At 40.2% G+C, this 16642-nt stretch carries 11 protein-coding genes; 8 read left to right on the top strand and 3 right to left on the bottom strand.

Annotation, left to right across the window (positions count from 1 at the left end):
- Positions 1-38 precede the first annotated feature (38 nt).
- The 8 genes from ACWXWT_RS01560 (at position 39) to ACWXWT_RS01595 (ending at position 13070) form a co-directional block, all read left to right on the top strand.
- Positions 39-1376 carry an alpha/beta hydrolase family protein gene (locus ACWXWT_RS01560; protein WP_456039869.1) on the top strand — a complete coding sequence of 446 codons (1338 nt, stop codon included), beginning with the start codon at positions 39-41 and terminating at the stop codon, positions 1374-1376.
- 384 nt (positions 1377-1760) lie between these two features.
- Positions 1761-4526 (top strand): TonB-dependent receptor, encoded by a 2766-nt coding sequence (locus tag ACWXWT_RS01565; protein WP_456039870.1) that lies wholly within the window; start codon positions 1761-1763, stop codon positions 4524-4526.
- A gap of 112 nt (positions 4527-4638) precedes the next feature.
- Positions 4639-6159, top strand: coding sequence for a tryptophan halogenase family protein (locus tag ACWXWT_RS01570; RefSeq protein ID WP_456039871.1), 1521 nt, complete (start codon positions 4639-4641; stop codon positions 6157-6159).
- A gap of 12 nt (positions 6160-6171) precedes the next feature.
- Positions 6172-6936, top strand: a complete 765-nt coding sequence (locus tag ACWXWT_RS01575; protein WP_456039872.1) for a SapC family protein — start codon at positions 6172-6174, stop codon at positions 6934-6936.
- Between the two features lie 35 nt (positions 6937-6971).
- Positions 6972-8423 (top strand): SLC5 family protein, encoded by a 1452-nt coding sequence (locus ACWXWT_RS01580; RefSeq protein ID WP_456039873.1) that lies wholly within the window; start codon positions 6972-6974, stop codon positions 8421-8423.
- Between the two features lie 413 nt (positions 8424-8836).
- A complete protein-coding gene (locus ACWXWT_RS01585) occupies positions 8837-10438 on the top strand; it encodes a methyl-accepting chemotaxis protein (RefSeq protein WP_456039874.1) in 1602 nt (533 codons plus the stop codon).
- A 429-nt stretch (positions 10439-10867) separates the two neighbouring features.
- Positions 10868-11551, top strand: a complete 684-nt coding sequence (locus tag ACWXWT_RS01590) for a class I SAM-dependent methyltransferase (protein WP_456039875.1) — start codon at positions 10868-10870, stop codon at positions 11549-11551.
- 325 nt (positions 11552-11876) lie between these two features.
- A complete protein-coding gene (locus ACWXWT_RS01595; protein ID WP_456039876.1) occupies positions 11877-13070 on the top strand; it encodes a class I SAM-dependent rRNA methyltransferase in 1194 nt (397 codons plus the stop codon).
- Between the two features lie 491 nt (positions 13071-13561).
- Here ACWXWT_RS01595 and ACWXWT_RS01600 read toward each other — a convergent pair whose 3' ends face one another.
- Genes ACWXWT_RS01600 through ACWXWT_RS01610 form a run of 3 tightly spaced genes read right to left on the bottom strand, consistent with a single transcriptional unit; the run spans position 13562 to position 16640 of the window.
- Positions 13562-13891 carry a hypothetical protein gene (locus ACWXWT_RS01600; protein ID WP_456039877.1) on the bottom strand — a complete coding sequence of 110 codons (330 nt, stop codon included), beginning with the start codon at positions 13889-13891 and terminating at the stop codon, positions 13562-13564.
- Between the two features lie 5 nt (positions 13892-13896).
- Positions 13897-14079, bottom strand: a complete 183-nt coding sequence (locus ACWXWT_RS01605; protein ID WP_456039878.1) for a hypothetical protein — start codon at positions 14077-14079, stop codon at positions 13897-13899.
- A complete protein-coding gene (locus tag ACWXWT_RS01610) occupies positions 14076-16640 on the bottom strand; it encodes a hypothetical protein (RefSeq protein WP_456039879.1) in 2565 nt (854 codons plus the stop codon). The genes ACWXWT_RS01605 and ACWXWT_RS01610 overlap by 4 nt, the downstream gene beginning before the upstream one ends.
- Positions 16641-16642: the final 2 nt, after the last annotated feature.

Consider the following 16642-nt stretch of genomic DNA (forward strand, 5'->3'; position numbering starts at 1 on the left):
GTTTAAGCACATGAACAACCGATAAGGACAGCATTTATATGTTAAAAAAAACACTCACCTGTGCAGTAATATTTTGGATAGGCGCCACAACAACGGCCAGCGCAAAATCTCCCACTATTGATGCAACAATCCAACCAGAACAACTTTACCCAACCATACTCCCCAAAGAAGCCATGCCTGAACTGGCACAAATCGGTCAGCACCAAGTAGGGGTTAAAACAATCAATATTGTTAATAAAAAGCAATTTAATCCTAGCACCCAAACACTGGAAGATAGAAAGCTCACCGTCGAAGTTTGGTATCCAACCATCAACAAAATCTCCAATACTCACCCTAATGCGGTATACAACAATGTTACCCGTTTAGGATTACCTTTTACCTTAAAAGGTAATGCCACCCGTGACGCAAAGGTAAGCAGCTTAACAGACCAGTCCTTTCCACTGGTGGTGTTATCACACGGTTACACAGGCTATCGCACCATTATGTTTTACTTAGCGGAGCACTTAGCATCTCACGGTTATGTTGTCGTTGCTGTAGATCATACCGACTCAACCAATGCCGAAGTAGATATGGTTAACGCGCCTTTTAGCGGCTTTTTTAGTACCTTATTAAACCGCTCTCGCGATCAACAATTCACCCTTGATTATTTTACCGGTTCAGATAATTTTGCCAGCAGCATTATCGACAGAACACGTGCAGGATTAATAGGTTACTCAATGGGAGGCTATGGCGCAGTAAACACTATAGGAGGCTGTTTTCAGTTTAACCAACAGACCGCATCTACTTTCACCGGTAGCAAAGAACCCAATGTCATCAATGGTGCAATAACATTATTAAATACTTGTGCGGGCGGACAAGTGGCACCAGCCAAAGTAGACCCTAAATGGAAAGCCATGATAGCAATGGCACCATGGGGGAGTAATTACCAATTATTTGACCCTGTATCATTAACCAAAATCACCACACCAACATTGTATGTAGCCGGCGACCTAGATGATGTTTCGGGTTATCAAGCCATTACTTCTTTATATCAACAAACGGGTGGCGATAACACTTATATGCTGACCTACCATAATGCTCGCCACAACATTGCACCTCACCCAGCCCCACGAGTCGCTTACCAAAATGAAATCGATCTCGGCCATTACTTTGAACCGGCATGGAGTAATACTCAACTCAACACCATCAACAAACACTTTGCTTTAGCCATGATGGATTGTCATGTTAAAAATCAACAAGATAAATGTTCATATCTGCAACTTAATGCCCAGTCAAATGAACAAGATGCTCAAGGTAACCCGACACCTGCATGGAAAGGCTTCGCCCATCGCTACGCAACGGGCATGTCATGGAGTATGAAAAAGCCCAAATCTTAGGCTTTTACTACAAAAAAATTACCATTCTGAAAACAAACGGCTCAACTTGAGCTGTTTGTGTTCCCCATGCCCAGAAAAATATAAAACAACAACTCAGTAACACTTTTGGGAGTTTAGCCATTAACAATACAAAGAGGACAAAAAACATAATAAACAATAAATAACAATCACTAACAACAACCTCACGTCACTGCACACCCAATATTAAACGTTTAAAACCTAATTTCTGCGATTAAAAATAGAAAAGCAGCTAAGTAAATTGATGTCACATTGTTAAGAAAAGGTTGATATTTAACCTCAATTACTATATTTATAAGATAAATAAGCTTTATTTAAAAAGTAAGGCTTTATAAAAAAGCAACAACATCAACTGGGGGAAGGAAAATGTCTACAAAAGGAATCGCGACTTTTGGTAAAAGGACAACGTTAGCACTTGCTATTGCTGGGGCAATTGGCAGTGTTCACGGTGTAACGGCAGCAGAAGCTGGCACTCAAGCTAATGATCAAGCAATTGAGGTCATCGCAGTTAAAGGGATCCGCAGCAGTCTAAAAAACTCAATGGCCGACAAGAAATCCGCTTCTGTGGTTTCAGATGGTATTTCGGCAGAAGATCTGGGTAAATTTCCAGACTTAAACGTAGCAGAGTCATTACAACGTATAACAGGTGTTTCGATTGACCGAAGTGGTGGCGAAGGCCAAGCGGTTACTGTACGTGGCTTTGGTCCACAATTTAACACCGTACTGGTTAATGGACGCCAAATGGCAACCGACAGTGCTGGTCGCGAATTCAATTTTGATATTTTGGCTGCAGAGCAAATTACTGGTGCTAATGTATACAAAACAACCAATGCGAGTATGCAAGAAGGTGGCATCGGCGGCACAATCGATCTAACAACCGCACGTCCATTTGATTACAGTGGACTGCAAGTTGTTGGTTCAGTTAAAGGTATGTATGAAAGTCTTTCAGAAGACGTTTCACCTGCCATTTCAGGATTAATCAGTAACACCTTTAATGACGACACTATGGGTGTATTACTGGCGGTTAGCCACCAAGAACGTAGTGTTCAAATTAACCAAATTAACACGGCTGGTTGGCGCGGCGGCCAAACCATTTCAAACGCACGTGATGGCGTACTCTTTACTAATGCTTATATCCCGCAAAACTGGGACCAAATTGTAGATGAACAAGAACGTACTCGTACCAACGCTAGCTTAGTCTTTCAATATGCTCCATCTGATGATGTTAGCATTACGTTAGACGGTTTCATCTCTAAGTTTGAAGTTGACTCACAAGTCACAGATTTAGCCTCTTGGTTTGAATCCGATCGTGTAGGCAGTGCAACCATTGATCCTGAAACTGGCACGCTATTAACGTTCACCCAAGATATTGGCTTACACCAAGGCAGCGGTAACCCAGCAACAGACTTTGTGTCGCACACTCGTAACTCGCGCGATGTAACAAACAGCGGTGTAGGCTTAAATGTAAAGTGGGACGTTACCGAACATTTAAAAGCTAATTTTGACATATCCAATTCAACGGCTGAAAACGATCGCGCTGGTCGTGACCGTTTTAACGTTGTAGGGATGATCAACAGCTATGCATTTGACGGAACGGGTGGAGTACCTACCGTTGTACATGGTGGTTTTGAAAACGGTAGCCTACCTGATGCAAGCCTCGCTCGTATGCATTACAACGAAAAAGGTAATCAATTCAGTGATGAAGATGAAATCACCGAATTTAAAGCTGATTTTGAATACACACCAGACTCTTTAGTGTTCACTAAAGCCAAGTTTGGTGTTTATCGTCAAGAACGTGAGAAATCAAGCTTTCAAATTTATGGTAACCAATGTCAATTCTGTGGTTATGGCACTGTTGCACCTGTCGATGAAATTAATTTCAGACCTTACACTGCAAACAATTACTTCTCAGGCTTAATTGATACATTCTACACCTATGATGGTGATGCTATGATCGATTACCTCTCTGATGAAGGCTACCCCATTACCACAACGCTACAAAATAACCGTTATACCATTAACGAAGATATTAGTAGCATATACATGAACTTTACCTTTGTGTATGACGTAGGTGATATGCCATTAACCGTCGACTTTGGTGCACGCTACTCAAACACTGATGTAGAAGTAAGTGCCATTCAAAGTTACATCTCTGACGTAGTACCAACGAGTGATGCAACCTTATTTGCGAATGTGTATGGCCCCGCAGCAAGCATAACCCAAGGCACGTCTTACTCTAATTTATTACCCAGTTTAAACATCAAATTAGACCTTCAAGATGACATGGTGTTGCGTTTTGCCATGTATGACTCACTCACTCGTCCAACGATGTCACAACTTTCACCTGCGACAAACTTCGGTGAGCCACGTCGTCAAAACTTAGCCGCAAGCGGTGGTAACCCATCACTAGAGCCATTCCGTTCAGAAAACTGGGATGTGTCATATGAATGGTATTACGACGACGCGAGTCTATTCAGCTTTGCATTTTTCAGCAAAGAAGTTGATGACTTTATCGTAACGTTAACCGGCGATGAAACTTATCAAATGACTGACCGTACCGGCCCTGATTTCAACTGTAGCCTAACTAACTCGGATTTATGTAGTGGTGATGTAGTTGAAAGTACAGAAGAGCTAAATGGTCAATCTGAAGTGTATACCGTATCGCGTCCGCGTAACGGAGAATCTGCACGCATTACAGGTTACGAAATAGCATTAACTCACGTATTCGACAATGGTTTTGGTGTAACAGCTAATGCCACCGTTGTTGATAGCAATGTTAAAGTTGATGCTAACTCAAGCCAAAGTTTTGCGCTTGAAGGCTTAGGCGATTCGCAAAACTTAATTGTGTTCTACGAGCAAGACAACTGGCAAGCACGTGTTGCATTTAACAACCGCGAAGGCTTTCTGCGTCAGTTAGATAACGGTTACAACGGTGAACCTGTTAATACCGAAACTTTCGGCCAATGGGATATTAGTGCAAGCTATGACATTAACGAAAACGTATCTATTTTTGTTGAAGGCATTAACGTCACAGAAGAAGAACTCGTGCAAACAGGTCGTTTCGCCAACCAGATTTACTCGGTTGAAGACAACGGCTCTCGCTACGCAGTTGGATTAAGAGGTAAGTTTTAATCTATAAACAGTAAAAAGGCAGGTGCTTGGCACCTGTCTTTTTGTTTATAACGATAAAGCCCAACCTTGTGATAGTGTTTAAACACTCAATTGCAAACAGGATGTTAACCCAATGGCAAAAGCAGTAAAAAAAATAATCATTGTGGGCGGAGGAACAGCGGGGTGGTTAACCGCAGCGATTATAGCATCACACCATAACATTCAAGCTGGTCACACGCTTGAAATTAGTCTCGTAGAATCTTCAGACATACCAACAGTGGGAGTAGGTGAAGGCACTTGGCCGACCATGAAAAACACCCTACAACAGATAGGGTTAAACGAAAACGAGGTTTTTAAAACCTGTCATGCCACATTTAAACAAGGTGGCAAGTTTGTAAACTGGGTACATGGCAGAGGCGACTTTTATTATCATCCTTTTACCGTACCGTTAGGCTACGGTCGCCTCGATTTGGCTCCTTACATTGATGATATTAAAGATTACGCACAACAAACTAATTTCCAACATGCAATTTGCGAATCAGGCCTTGCCCCACGCAGCATGGCAGAAGGCGAATACCAAGGCACTTGTAATTACGCTTACCACTTAGATGCCGGCGCATTTGCAGACTTACTCAAGCAGCATTGCAAAGATAAGCTAAATGTTACCCACATCATTGGTACTGTCGAAAACGCCAGTGTCGACAGTCAAGGTAATATCAGCCATGTCACCCTTGCCGGTCAAGATCCTCTTGAAGGGGATTTATTTATCGACTGCACAGGATTTGCCTCATTATTACTTGGAAAAACCCTCAACGTACCGTTTAAAAAGCTCGATCATGTGCTGTTTAATGACCGAGCAATTGCCATGCAAGTTCCTTACGACACACCAGACAGCCCTATTGCCTCGCATACCATTGCAACGGCCCAAGACTCGGGTTGGATTTGGGATATCGGCTTAACCCATCGTCGTGGTGTTGGCCATGTATATTCAAGCCAATTTATGAGTGACGAACAAGCCGAAGCAAACTTGCGCCGCTATATTGGCCCACAAGCTGATGGGTTAAATGCTAGGCATATCCGCTATCAAAGTGGCCATCGTGAGCGTTTTTGGCAAAATAATTGTGTTGCTGTAGGTATGTCAGCTGGTTTTGTTGAACCACTCGAAGCCACTGCTATTATGCTGATTGAAATATCTGCCCGTTATATTGCCGATAACCTTCCTGTTAACGACACCATGATGGCATTAACGGCCAAACGCTTTAACCAACAAATGGATTATCGCTGGGGGCGAATCGTAGATTTTTTAAAGCTACATTACATGCTAACCAAACGTCCAGAACCTTATTGGCAGGCACATTGCAACCCCAACAGTATTCCCCAAAGCTTACAAGATGACTTAAGCATGTGGGCGTTTAGAGGTCCCACCAGCAAAGATTTTAATGGTCCTAATGAGTTATTTCCGGCGGCCAGTTATCAATATGTGCTTTATGGCATGGAGTTTAGTCCTGACTACTCTCAACATGCACATTTGTATCAACAGCATACTCAAGCATCACAAATTTTAACCCGCAATGTTCAGCTCACACAGCAGATGATCAATACCCTGCCGCCTCATCGTGACTTTATTGAACAATGGTTAACTCACTCTCAATAGTAGAATAATAATATGAAAACACTGACAGAATTAACCCCACAACAGCACCAAAACCTACGAATTGCAGATGACAGCGCTATTCAGTTTGCTCAGCAACAAAACATCATGAATTTGCGGATAACTGAAGCCAGTCAAGCCGCGTGTTGTATGCCTATTTTTTATGTGCGTAACAGTCAGAATGGTCATTGGGTATTAACAGGATTTACCAGCTTTGAACAAGGTCAAAACCTGTTTATTGAGCAAGGAAAATGGACCGCACTATATACTCCGGCCAATATGCAGACCTTTCCTTTTTTCTTAATGAAGTCTCCGGAAAATACGCAGCAATACACAATCGGTATTGACCAAGCACATCCGGTGTTTTCAACAACCACTGGTCAGGCAATTTTTGAATCCAACGCCAAGGCTTCATTGCATTTATCTAAAGTAAAAACCTTATTGGAAGCCGATATTAAGAACGATATTCGCACCCAAGAATTTAATCAGTATATTGTCCAGCTCGGATTGATGAAGCCAATCAATATTCTTATTCAGCATCAAAATGACAGCACATCTAGCTTATCTGGGTTATACACCATTGATGAAGACAAACTGCAATCGCTCAGCAAAGAGGCATTATTTGAACTGCATCAACAAGGTTACTTAGCGCCATTACAAGCAATGCTTATGTCTCTATTTCAACTTAACGCTTTAATAAAAAAGCACAACCAAGTGCAAACGTTAACGCCAATAAAAAGCATAAAATTAGAAGTCAGTAAAAATACAACGGCAATATAACAATACCCAAAGCACAATTGGGAAAGGAAGAAACAATGTCTGAAAACATGATTCAATTGTCAGTATTTGCTTTTGTCACGGCGATTATTGGCTTACTCACCTATTTAAAATGTCGCGGAACCAACCGCCAGCAAAGCACACAAAACAAAGAATACTTCTTAGCTGGTGGTGGCCTAAGCTGGATATTTGTTGCGGGTTCTATCACGTTAACAAACTTAAGTACCGATCAGCTTGTGGGGATGAACGGCAACCAAATGGCTCTGTTAGCTTGGTGGGAGTTTTCTGCCGTTATTGGTCTGATTATTTTGGCTAAATTGTTTTTACCCGTTTATTACAAGTATAACTGCACAACGACAACTGAACTATTAGAAAAACGATACAATAACAAACACATACGCGCAGTTATCGGGACCATATTCTTTTTAGGTAACGCCTTTATTTATATGCCGGCAGTAATATACTCTGGCTCATTATTTATGCAAACCATGTTTAATGTCGATATTCCATTAATCTATATAGCAGCGGCTTTTGCTGCATTAGGTGCTGTATATGCCTTCTTCGGTGGGCTGCGTGCTGTTGCGGTATCAGATACATACTCAGGAGTGTTACTGCTAAGCATGGCGATTTTTGTCGTGTTTTTAGCCTTAAATGCCATTAACTATGACTTTTCAGATATTCCAGCTGAGCGCTTAACCTTTATTGGAAATAACGACTCCCCGCTACCTTGGCATACTCTGCTTACTGGAATGATCTTCATCCAGATGTTTTACTGGGGAACAAACCAAACCATTACCCAACGCGCCATGGCAGCACCAACCCTTAAAGAAGCGCAAAAAGGGGTATTTGCCGCCGCGGGTATTCGCATTTTAATTGTGCCAGCGATTGTGGTTATTCCTGGTATTGTGTCGTACAAATTGTATGGTGATATTGGTGATGCTGCCTACGGTCGTATTGTAGGGGACTTAATGCCCACCTGGTTAACAGGTGTATTTGCTGCAGCAATGGCAGCGGCAGTGCTGTCTACTTATAACAGTTTACTTAACTCTGCTACAGCATTATATGTGTGTGACATTCACGAGGCTTATATTAAAAAAGATCCTAACGTAGTGCGCTTAAGTGGTTGGGTTACATTATTACTCAGTATTCTCACCCTAGTACTCGTCCCAATATATCAACAAGCCGAAAGTATCATTAACTTACTGCAACAACTTAATGGTTTACTGAGCATGCCTATTCTGTCGATATTTATAGTGGGCTTGGTGTTTAAGAATATTGATGCAAGAGCAGGTATTGGTGCGGTTATTTTTGGGGTATTACTCTACGCTTCACTCACGTTTGAGTTTTCTCCATTCTATTCTAGCTGGCACTATATCCACTTAATGCCGGTGACATTAGCTGCCTGTGTGTCATTTGCATTACTAGCAAACCGATTTGTGTTTGGCAATTCAATCCAACTGGCGTCAAGCAATGATATCGAGCTGACTTAATTCATAGCATTGTATATAACAAAACGGGCATCCAAAAGATGCTCGTTTTTATTTTCGGCAATTAATTGGAAAGTGAATAAGACAATTTAAGTTCAAGTAAGCTAATATAATAAAATTGAACAGAAAACGATGTTTGTCAGGTCTATATCAATTCGATAAAGAAACTGGTCATTCAGCGGAGATTTCGTACCTTCTAGGCAAGCCATAAAATTGTAGGCGTAGTTGTTCTCAACAATTTATCCTGCATTGATTTACCTCCTGCACCGACCGTCATGGATGGCGGAATTGTCTAATTTTAGGGAACAAAATAGACCGTGCAGTAGGACGTCAACATGATGATATGAGCAGCATAGAAAGTGCAGAAACCTAAATGGAATTGGTATTATTCTGACAAAAAACAAAGGTATCCTTTTATGCTTAATGCTTTTAACACCATCAAAGCCCGTATTCTATTAGGCTACGCAGCAACGGTTATCATGACCTTAGTGGCGGCGGGGTTGCTCAGTAGTAGTAACCAAACCGTTAAACATGAAGTAGCCGGATTTGTAGATGGCACCTTACCCGCATTAACGAGTATCTCTAAAGTGCAAAATAATGCTAAAGAATTAGTATTAATAGGATACTCACTCTATGGCACCACCATTAACGTCGATGAGTTTAGTAAACAAAAAAACATCCTAACAAAAAGCCTTAATCAACAATACCAACAGCTGAGTTCGGTTACCTCTACACAGCTAATGCCACAAATTGATGCACTTTATGCCACGCTGTCTGGGCTCGAAACCACCATGAGTCAATCGTCGGTTGATTGGGATAATGCTCGCGATCAGCTAAGCAGTTTAAACAACAGTGCTAATGAGTTAAAAAATCGTTTAGATACCCTAGCACAAGACATCTCAGGCCAAGCCAACCTCAACGCCATGAACATTCAAAAAGAGCTAGGTAACAACACTTTACTGATCTACGTATTGGTGGGGTTAATGGTATTAGTTGCAATAGGAGCTTACTTAGCTGCGCAAAAACAAATTGCGAGTCCTATCCAACAACTGTCTAACGATCTCACGCGCATTGCGCAAAAGCGTAATTTAACAGCCAAGCTCTCAGATGAATGTATTGTAGAGATAGGCAATGTCGCCACCAGCGTTAATGGCTTAATTAACGTGTTCCGTTTAGGAATGAATGATGTTCATGCAGCGATTGCCAGCATTAGCCAAACTGTGGCCCAGCTTAGCCATACAACAGGCAAATCATCAGCCTCTGTCGATGAGCTTCAACACACGATTGTCAGTTTAGTGGATGTTATGTCGCAGCTTGAGCAGCAAATGGAGCAAAGTGTAGAGCACTCTCAAAGTGCCTCTGATTCAGCTCAACAAGGCGCGCAAAGCATGGCTGAAGGTCAAATAGAAGTTAAACAAACAGCAGACAGTATTAGCGTTCTAGCTCAAGATATTGAAACCACGGCAAGTATGTTACTTACACTACAAAATTCAGGCAAACAAGTGGCTACGGTGGTAAAAACCATCGCAGACATAGCCTCACAAACCAATTTATTGTCATTGAATGCAGCCATTGAAGCCGCCAGAGCAGGTGAAACAGGTCGAGGTTTTGCGGTAGTCGCCGATGAAGTAAGAACATTAGCAGTTCGAACACATCAATCAACGGTAGAAATCAATTCAATGCTTGCCAGTATTGTTGATTCAATTCAATCTGCGGTAGACAACATGGCATCGAATCAACAAAAAGCACAAGAATCTGTTTTATTAGCACAACAACTGGTCTTAACCCTAGAGCAGAGTCGTCAACTTATTTTATCGCTTGCCACGGTCAGTCAAGAATCGGCCATGCTAGCACAAGCCTCACAACAGCAAGCTCATACCGTTAAGCTTAAAGTACAAGACTTTACACTGTTAGGTGAAACGGTATCGGTAGGAAATCACCAAATAGGTGAAGCGGGTAACAAGCTTAGCAACTTAGCAGATAAGCTAACCGAAACCGTCGACCAATTTGAATACTAAACATGTCCATTAAGTGATTATTCTCGACGGTTTTTGTTTTAATTAAATCCAAAAACCGCTCAGAGATACCAGCAATAACACTAAGGCATCAATACCAAATACTTAACTAATCCAATATCATTCGTTACCAATGCAAGGCTCGCACAATTAACCCCAGCCATATCCAATTACTTAAAACATTAATACATAAGCAAAATCAATTTTAATGATAGATATTAGGAAATATAACGTTCTTAAATAGCGTCAAATAACACTCCAAAATATTGATAAATAAATACTATTTATTAATTTAGCTAACTAATTCAATCCTCCCTTCAATTAAATACATTGCCTTTCTAACGAAGTTCTATAACCTAACTAAAACTTCTTCGTTTTGTCATTTATTTGTCCTCGATACCTGGCCGAGCGCTCAATTGTTGAGACGGCCCAATGACAAATCTTCGCTTATGCTACCAAACTGTTGAATTTGGTGAAATTGATGTTCACCTGTGCACCTTACGTAATAATCAAGAATTCTATGACCCGAAAGGTATAGCCGAAAAACTTGGCATATCATCAGCTAGCTGGCCGATTTTTGGCATCGTTTGGCCATCAAGTTTAGTGCTGGCGAACTATATGTTGGATTACAAAACCGAAGGAAAAAGAATTCTAGAAATAGGGTGTGGAATGGCACTTTCAAGTTTATTACTCAACGAAAAAAATGCCGATATTACCGCAACCGATTATCACCCAGAGGTAGAGTTATTTCTAAATAGAAATACACGTTTAAATAATGGCAAAAGCATAGCTTTTGAACAAGTAGACTGGGCTAATGATACCAGTAAACTGGGACTTTTTGATGTCATTATCGGCAGCGACTTACTGTACGAAGATGAGCATGTACAGTTATTAGCTTATTTTATAAAAAATCATGCAAGTAAAAAGTGTGATGTCATTATTGTCGACCCTGGTCGTGGGCGAAAAAATAAACTCAGTGTAAAGTTAGCAGAATTCGGCTTTATTGGTCATCATATCAAACCCATCCATACTGATTATCTATCACTGCCGTTTAAAGGTTATATTCTTGTTTTTTCACGTGATGAGCAAGTTGCCCAACAAAGCGCTCTTGAGTAAAAATCATATAATGCAGTTAACTGGTCAATCTACAAATATCACCACTACTATCACAGCCTTGGCTTTTTTGATATCACTGTCACTCACCATAGTGCAACACAACCACATTAATACATTATGGCATGCACAGGATCAACGTTAGCCATGCCACACAAAGCTAACCATTTTACTATTTGTCAGGTTTTTAAACTCAAAACAGGCTATGATCCCCACTCGTCGCACCTTGGTTATCACAAATTATAACCCTAGCGAACAGCGATTAGGCTGATACGCAATTGCTATTGGGTGCGTCATCATTTTATTACACTTTATATTAGGCATTACCATGGCTATCAGAATCAAACTTAAACCTAGCCGCGAACGTTCATTAGAGCGACGCCACCCTTGGATATTTTCCAACGGAATTCACAATGTTAATGGCGGAAAACCACAAGCCGGAGACACCGTAGATGTGGTCGCACACGATGGCCGCTGGTTAGGTCGTGGAGCCTGGTCGCCGGAGTCTCAAATTCAAGTAAGAATATGGACCTTTGACAAAGAAGAAACCATCGATGCCGATTTTTTCGCTCGACGAATTAAAAGAGCCCAAGCAGGACGTGATGAACTTATTCGCGAACAAGGCCTTACCGGTTATCGCTTAATCGCTGCAGAATCGGATGGCTTACCAGGCATAACCATAGACCGTTATGCCAATGTGCTTGTATGCCAGCTGCTAAGTACCGGAGCAGAGAAATGGCGTGACATCATCGTAGAGCAATTAGTTATTCAGTATCCTAATTGCGCGATCTATGAGCGTTCAGATGTCGACTCCAGAAAGAAAGAAGGCTTAGCACCAGTAATGGGGCTATTACACGGTGAATTACCACCAATGCCCGTTATCATCGAAGAAAACGGCATTAAAATCGCCGTCGATGTCGTCAAAGGCCACAAAACTGGATTTTATCTGGATCAGCGTGAAAACCGCGCCATGGCCGCTCGTTTTGTCAAAGGAAAATCGGTACTTAACTGTTTCTGTTATACAGGCACGTTTGGTTTATATGCCGCTAAAGCGGGTGCGGCGAGTATTGAAAACGTCGATGTGTCATCCTTAGCATTACAAACTGCCCGCGATAATATGGCCATTAATCACTTTAACGATGACCACGTTAACTACAATGAAGCAGACGTATTTAAGTTATTACGCCAATATCGTGATGAAGGAAAAACCTTTGACGTCATTGTGCTCGATCCACCAAAGTTTGCTGATAACAAAGCCCAACTCGATGGTGCTTGTCGCGGTTATAAAGATATCAATATGATTGCCATGCAACTGCTTAATCCTGGTGGAGTATTACTGACATTTTCATGCTCTGGTTTGATGAAATCGGATTTATTTCAAAAAGTTGTTGCCGATGCAGCTCTTGATGCCAAACGCGAGGTTCAATTTATAGAGCGAATGCATCAGGCCAGCGATCATCCAATTAGCAGTGCATTTCCAGAAGGTTATTACCTTAAAGGTCTCGTCGCTAGAGTATGGTAACCCAACAATAAATAACTTTTGATTGGGCTAATAATTGAAATAGATAATACCAATCCGCATTAGAATTTGCTCTTTTAGCGAAAATTATCAGTGAGGTATTCGAGGCAGCCTTTTGAAGACATAGTCGTTCTCGGTAACTGCTCCTGCGTTACCCTACCTCCAGCATCTGACCGCCATGGAGGGTGGAAATGTCTTATTTTTTATGGAAAAAAATAGACCATGCAGTCGTATTTTGAAAGCATCTAACGAAGCATAAAGGACTTTGAAACCCGCCAGAATGTTGTCTCTCAGGTATGCCACTTCTGTGTTACATTGATTTAAAAGGCAACAACCATTTCTACATCAATGTGCCTTGAATTGAAAAACCTGAGAGACGCTGAACTGACCAGATATTTAATGAGATTGGTATAACCCGAGCAAGGGTTTAAATCTGCTATTAAAAAGCCCGCTAAAAGTTAAGTCTGCGGGCTTTTTTACTCATCACATAGTACTTATGACTGAGTCTTTTTTTCTGACAATGTAAAAACATGCTCAAGTAACTTACGCTCATCTTTGCTAAGTGAAGACATCGCATCCTTCAAGTTACGTTTATAATGTTGCAAACTCTTCTTGTCTTCGGTGATCATTTTATCGATTTGGGCCTCATATTTTGTAATTACAACTTCCACTTTTGTAATATTTTCCATGTTTTTTGCATGAGCATTAAACATAAAATAAATGGCAATTCCCGCTAATAATAAAGTGGACAAATCAACTTTTAAATTAAATTGCAGCCACTTTGTTGCATGCTGCTCTGGTATTTTTGCTTGTTCGTTTGCCATTACTATTACCCTAATGCTAATGAAATTTTTAATTTTACACGCTGAATTGACTCACCTAACTCACTAAAACCACTGTGAAAATCTTGCTGTAACATGTCAGATATGATGACCAGACATATAAGAACCAAGAGTAAAATGAGCCACTTTTCAATTAGCTCTTTAATCCAACCACCAATATGGCTCATCATAAGAATTCTCCCTTACATTCAAACTTGTTTGCATTAGGTAATTGTTCGCCCGTAAGGCTATTCACTAAATTGGCAATATCAAGCTCAGGTAACTCGTAACAATCGTACTTACGCCCCTTGGATTGCTGCACCAGCAACAAGTTTTTATAGCCTTTTTGCACGCTTTGTTTAATGAGGTTAGCGTAATTAGATTTTTTATCACTTAATAACTCTAATGTATTGTTTTCAATTACATTTAAAAATGTCTGCTTACCAAACTCTCCCGTTGCAAAGGTAAACCAATACTCTGGATCCTCTACGTTTTGAACAAAATCCAACAATAAGTTTTGATAATTAGGCTTATAAAACATTTTCTGATTAAGTAAAAAACCAATATCATTGTTCGCTAATATATTTGGGATCGTCACTTTCGTTATAATGCCATTGTCTTGATGTAACCCCATATACATACCCACTTTTTGGTCTCGTTTGTATACCGTTAAGTTGAAATCATATGGCTTAGTTAATTTGCCAACACCGATAACCTCAGGAATAAATTCAAAGGTGTGATTAAACCAATCATCATATAAGCGAACCGGACTATTTTCAGAATAGCCGACATAAGTCGTATTAATACCCGTTTCCGTTTCTTCCTCGACGGCATAGGTAAAGCCTTCAATAGAAGAAAACCCAGTCAATGTTGCTCGGTTTCCATATATCAAGCTTTCAACATCCATCACCGCGCCAAATAGACTCGTGAATATCTTTTCTCCTTGCTTGATCTCATCGGTATTATCAGCAAAAGAAGTCATCATTTGGGTGTAAGAATGAGGTTTAATAATGGTATTGGTGACACTACCCAGTACCACGAATAACACCAGTGAACCAAATAAAGCAGCATGGATTTTTGCTTCTTTTTGCCATAGGTAGTAAGTAAATTTAACCATTAACGCAAAAATGGCTAAAAAACTAAGTACGATAGAAATAGGGGGAATAACCGAAAACTTAACCGCTTCGATACCTAATTTATAAAATGTCCCCCCAGGAGCAAAAGCGGTTTCTGCTGCTGCACCAGTAAGCATTTTTATGAAACTCAAATTATCCAAGCCTTTTTGCCAAGCATCATATACTTGCTGTTCAGAATGAAAAACCTTAAAAGACGGATAATAAAAGCGTCCTAAAGCATTTTTTTGATAGCGGGTCACGATACTTTGTTTAGCAAAAGAAATTTTATCTAAGTTTCGATTGTTTATTTTATAAACAGATTGTTTTTTATACTGACTCCAAACCGTTGACTCTAGATTTTTATATTTAGTTTCAATTGCCTGTTTGAGTGACAGTACATCTTCAACAACCCAATCATTCGCAACAATAATGTTTTCAGATTTAAGATTGTTAATTGCAATACGAAGTAATTGGGGATTATGAATAAAATCATTGTATTCAACGTCTTTATTGACACCATAAGCATCCATAAAGTATTTTTCGCGACCTTCACGAAGTTTCAAACGGAAAATGTTTTTCTTTCCACCAATCATAAACCTAGCAAACCACTTCATATCATCAGCAAAGGCTAACTTAACTTTTTCATCACTGCCTTCAAAGCCTGTACCGAGAATGGTTTGTGTCCATTGTTTGTTCACTTGAGATCGGCAACTTGCATTACATTTAGACGATAGATACTTATCTCGCTGTTTTTTAAAATCTTCGAAATATAAATCAGCTAAAGGCTCTACGTATTTTTCGGCATCAGTCATTTGCTTTTGAAAAAATAACCAATGGCCGTGAATATCATCAACAACGGACGCTTGCTTTTGTTCTGTAACCCTTTTTAACTTGGCAAATGTATTAACTGTTGTGGAAGCCTTTTCAGCTTCTTTTTTCGACTTTTGATACAAAGCCCACTCAGATTGATGCACTTGTTTTAACTTTTTGAGCAGTGGTCTTGCGCTGGTAACAAAAGCCAGTTCTTGCTCTTTTTCCATGAAGTTAACGACAAGGTCTTCTGTTTTATCCTGAATGAATAATTTAACGGTTGGAGAAAAATAAGCCAGAGAAGGGATAAGAGCCACTAATAAGCGTCTTTGCTCAGCATTTTTAGCAATATCACTGAGTTCTTTAGAGCCTTCAAACTCAATCATATCGAGGTTTAACGCTTCTTTAAAAACAACTGCTCGAATAGCACTCAATTTATCGCCGTTCGATGATTGATACACGACCGTATCAACCACCATCCGTAACGATGGGATCAATAAAACCCAAATAAGGACTAATATTAACGGCCGTACTAACCATAATGTCACCGGTTTTAAAACGTATTCTTTAGCCGTAGATTGTGGTTGCAACTCAAACCAAGGTTTAGGAATAAACGTCACTAATGTCAGCGCTAAACCAAAACCTGTAATGACCCTACCAAATAACTCTATGTCGTTGGCTAAGCCTTTATAGTGACCAAAAACATCCGATAAAGAATGAGAATATAGCTCAACTAAAACAATGTTTAAATTAACCTCTAAGCCAATGTATACAATAAAAAATAGAAAAATAAATAACAGTTTTATATTAAAAAATAACGACTTCATTA

This window comes from Shewanella sp. A22 (assembly GCF_053850585.1).

Bases quoted from the DNA above. Each gene is read 5' to 3' on its own strand.
- ACWXWT_RS01570 (WP_456039871.1), top strand. From the start codon at position 4,639: ATGGCAAAAGCAGTAAAAAAAATAATCATTGTGGGCGGAGGAACAGCG.
- ACWXWT_RS01580 (WP_456039873.1), top strand. From the start codon at position 6,972: ATGTCTGAAAACATGATTCAATTGTCAGTATTTGCTTTTGTCACGGCG.
- ACWXWT_RS01575 (WP_456039872.1), top strand. From the start codon at position 6,172: ATGAAAACACTGACAGAATTAACCCCACAACAGCACCAAAACCTACGA.
- ACWXWT_RS01560 (WP_456039869.1), top strand. From the start codon at position 39: ATGTTAAAAAAAACACTCACCTGTGCAGTAATATTTTGGATAGGCGCC.
- ACWXWT_RS01610 (WP_456039879.1), bottom strand. From the start codon at position 16,640: ATGAAGTCGTTATTTTTTAATATAAAACTGTTATTTATTTTTCTATTT.
- ACWXWT_RS01585 (WP_456039874.1), top strand. From the start codon at position 8,837: ATGCTTAATGCTTTTAACACCATCAAAGCCCGTATTCTATTAGGCTAC.
- ACWXWT_RS01600 (WP_456039877.1), bottom strand. From the start codon at position 13,891: ATGGCAAACGAACAAGCAAAAATACCAGAGCAGCATGCAACAAAGTGG.
- ACWXWT_RS01590 (WP_456039875.1), top strand. From the start codon at position 10,868: ATGACAAATCTTCGCTTATGCTACCAAACTGTTGAATTTGGTGAAATT.
- ACWXWT_RS01595 (WP_456039876.1), top strand. From the start codon at position 11,877: ATGGCTATCAGAATCAAACTTAAACCTAGCCGCGAACGTTCATTAGAG.
- ACWXWT_RS01605 (WP_456039878.1), bottom strand. From the start codon at position 14,079: ATGATGAGCCATATTGGTGGTTGGATTAAAGAGCTAATTGAAAAGTGG.
- ACWXWT_RS01565 (WP_456039870.1), top strand. From the start codon at position 1,761: ATGTCTACAAAAGGAATCGCGACTTTTGGTAAAAGGACAACGTTAGCA.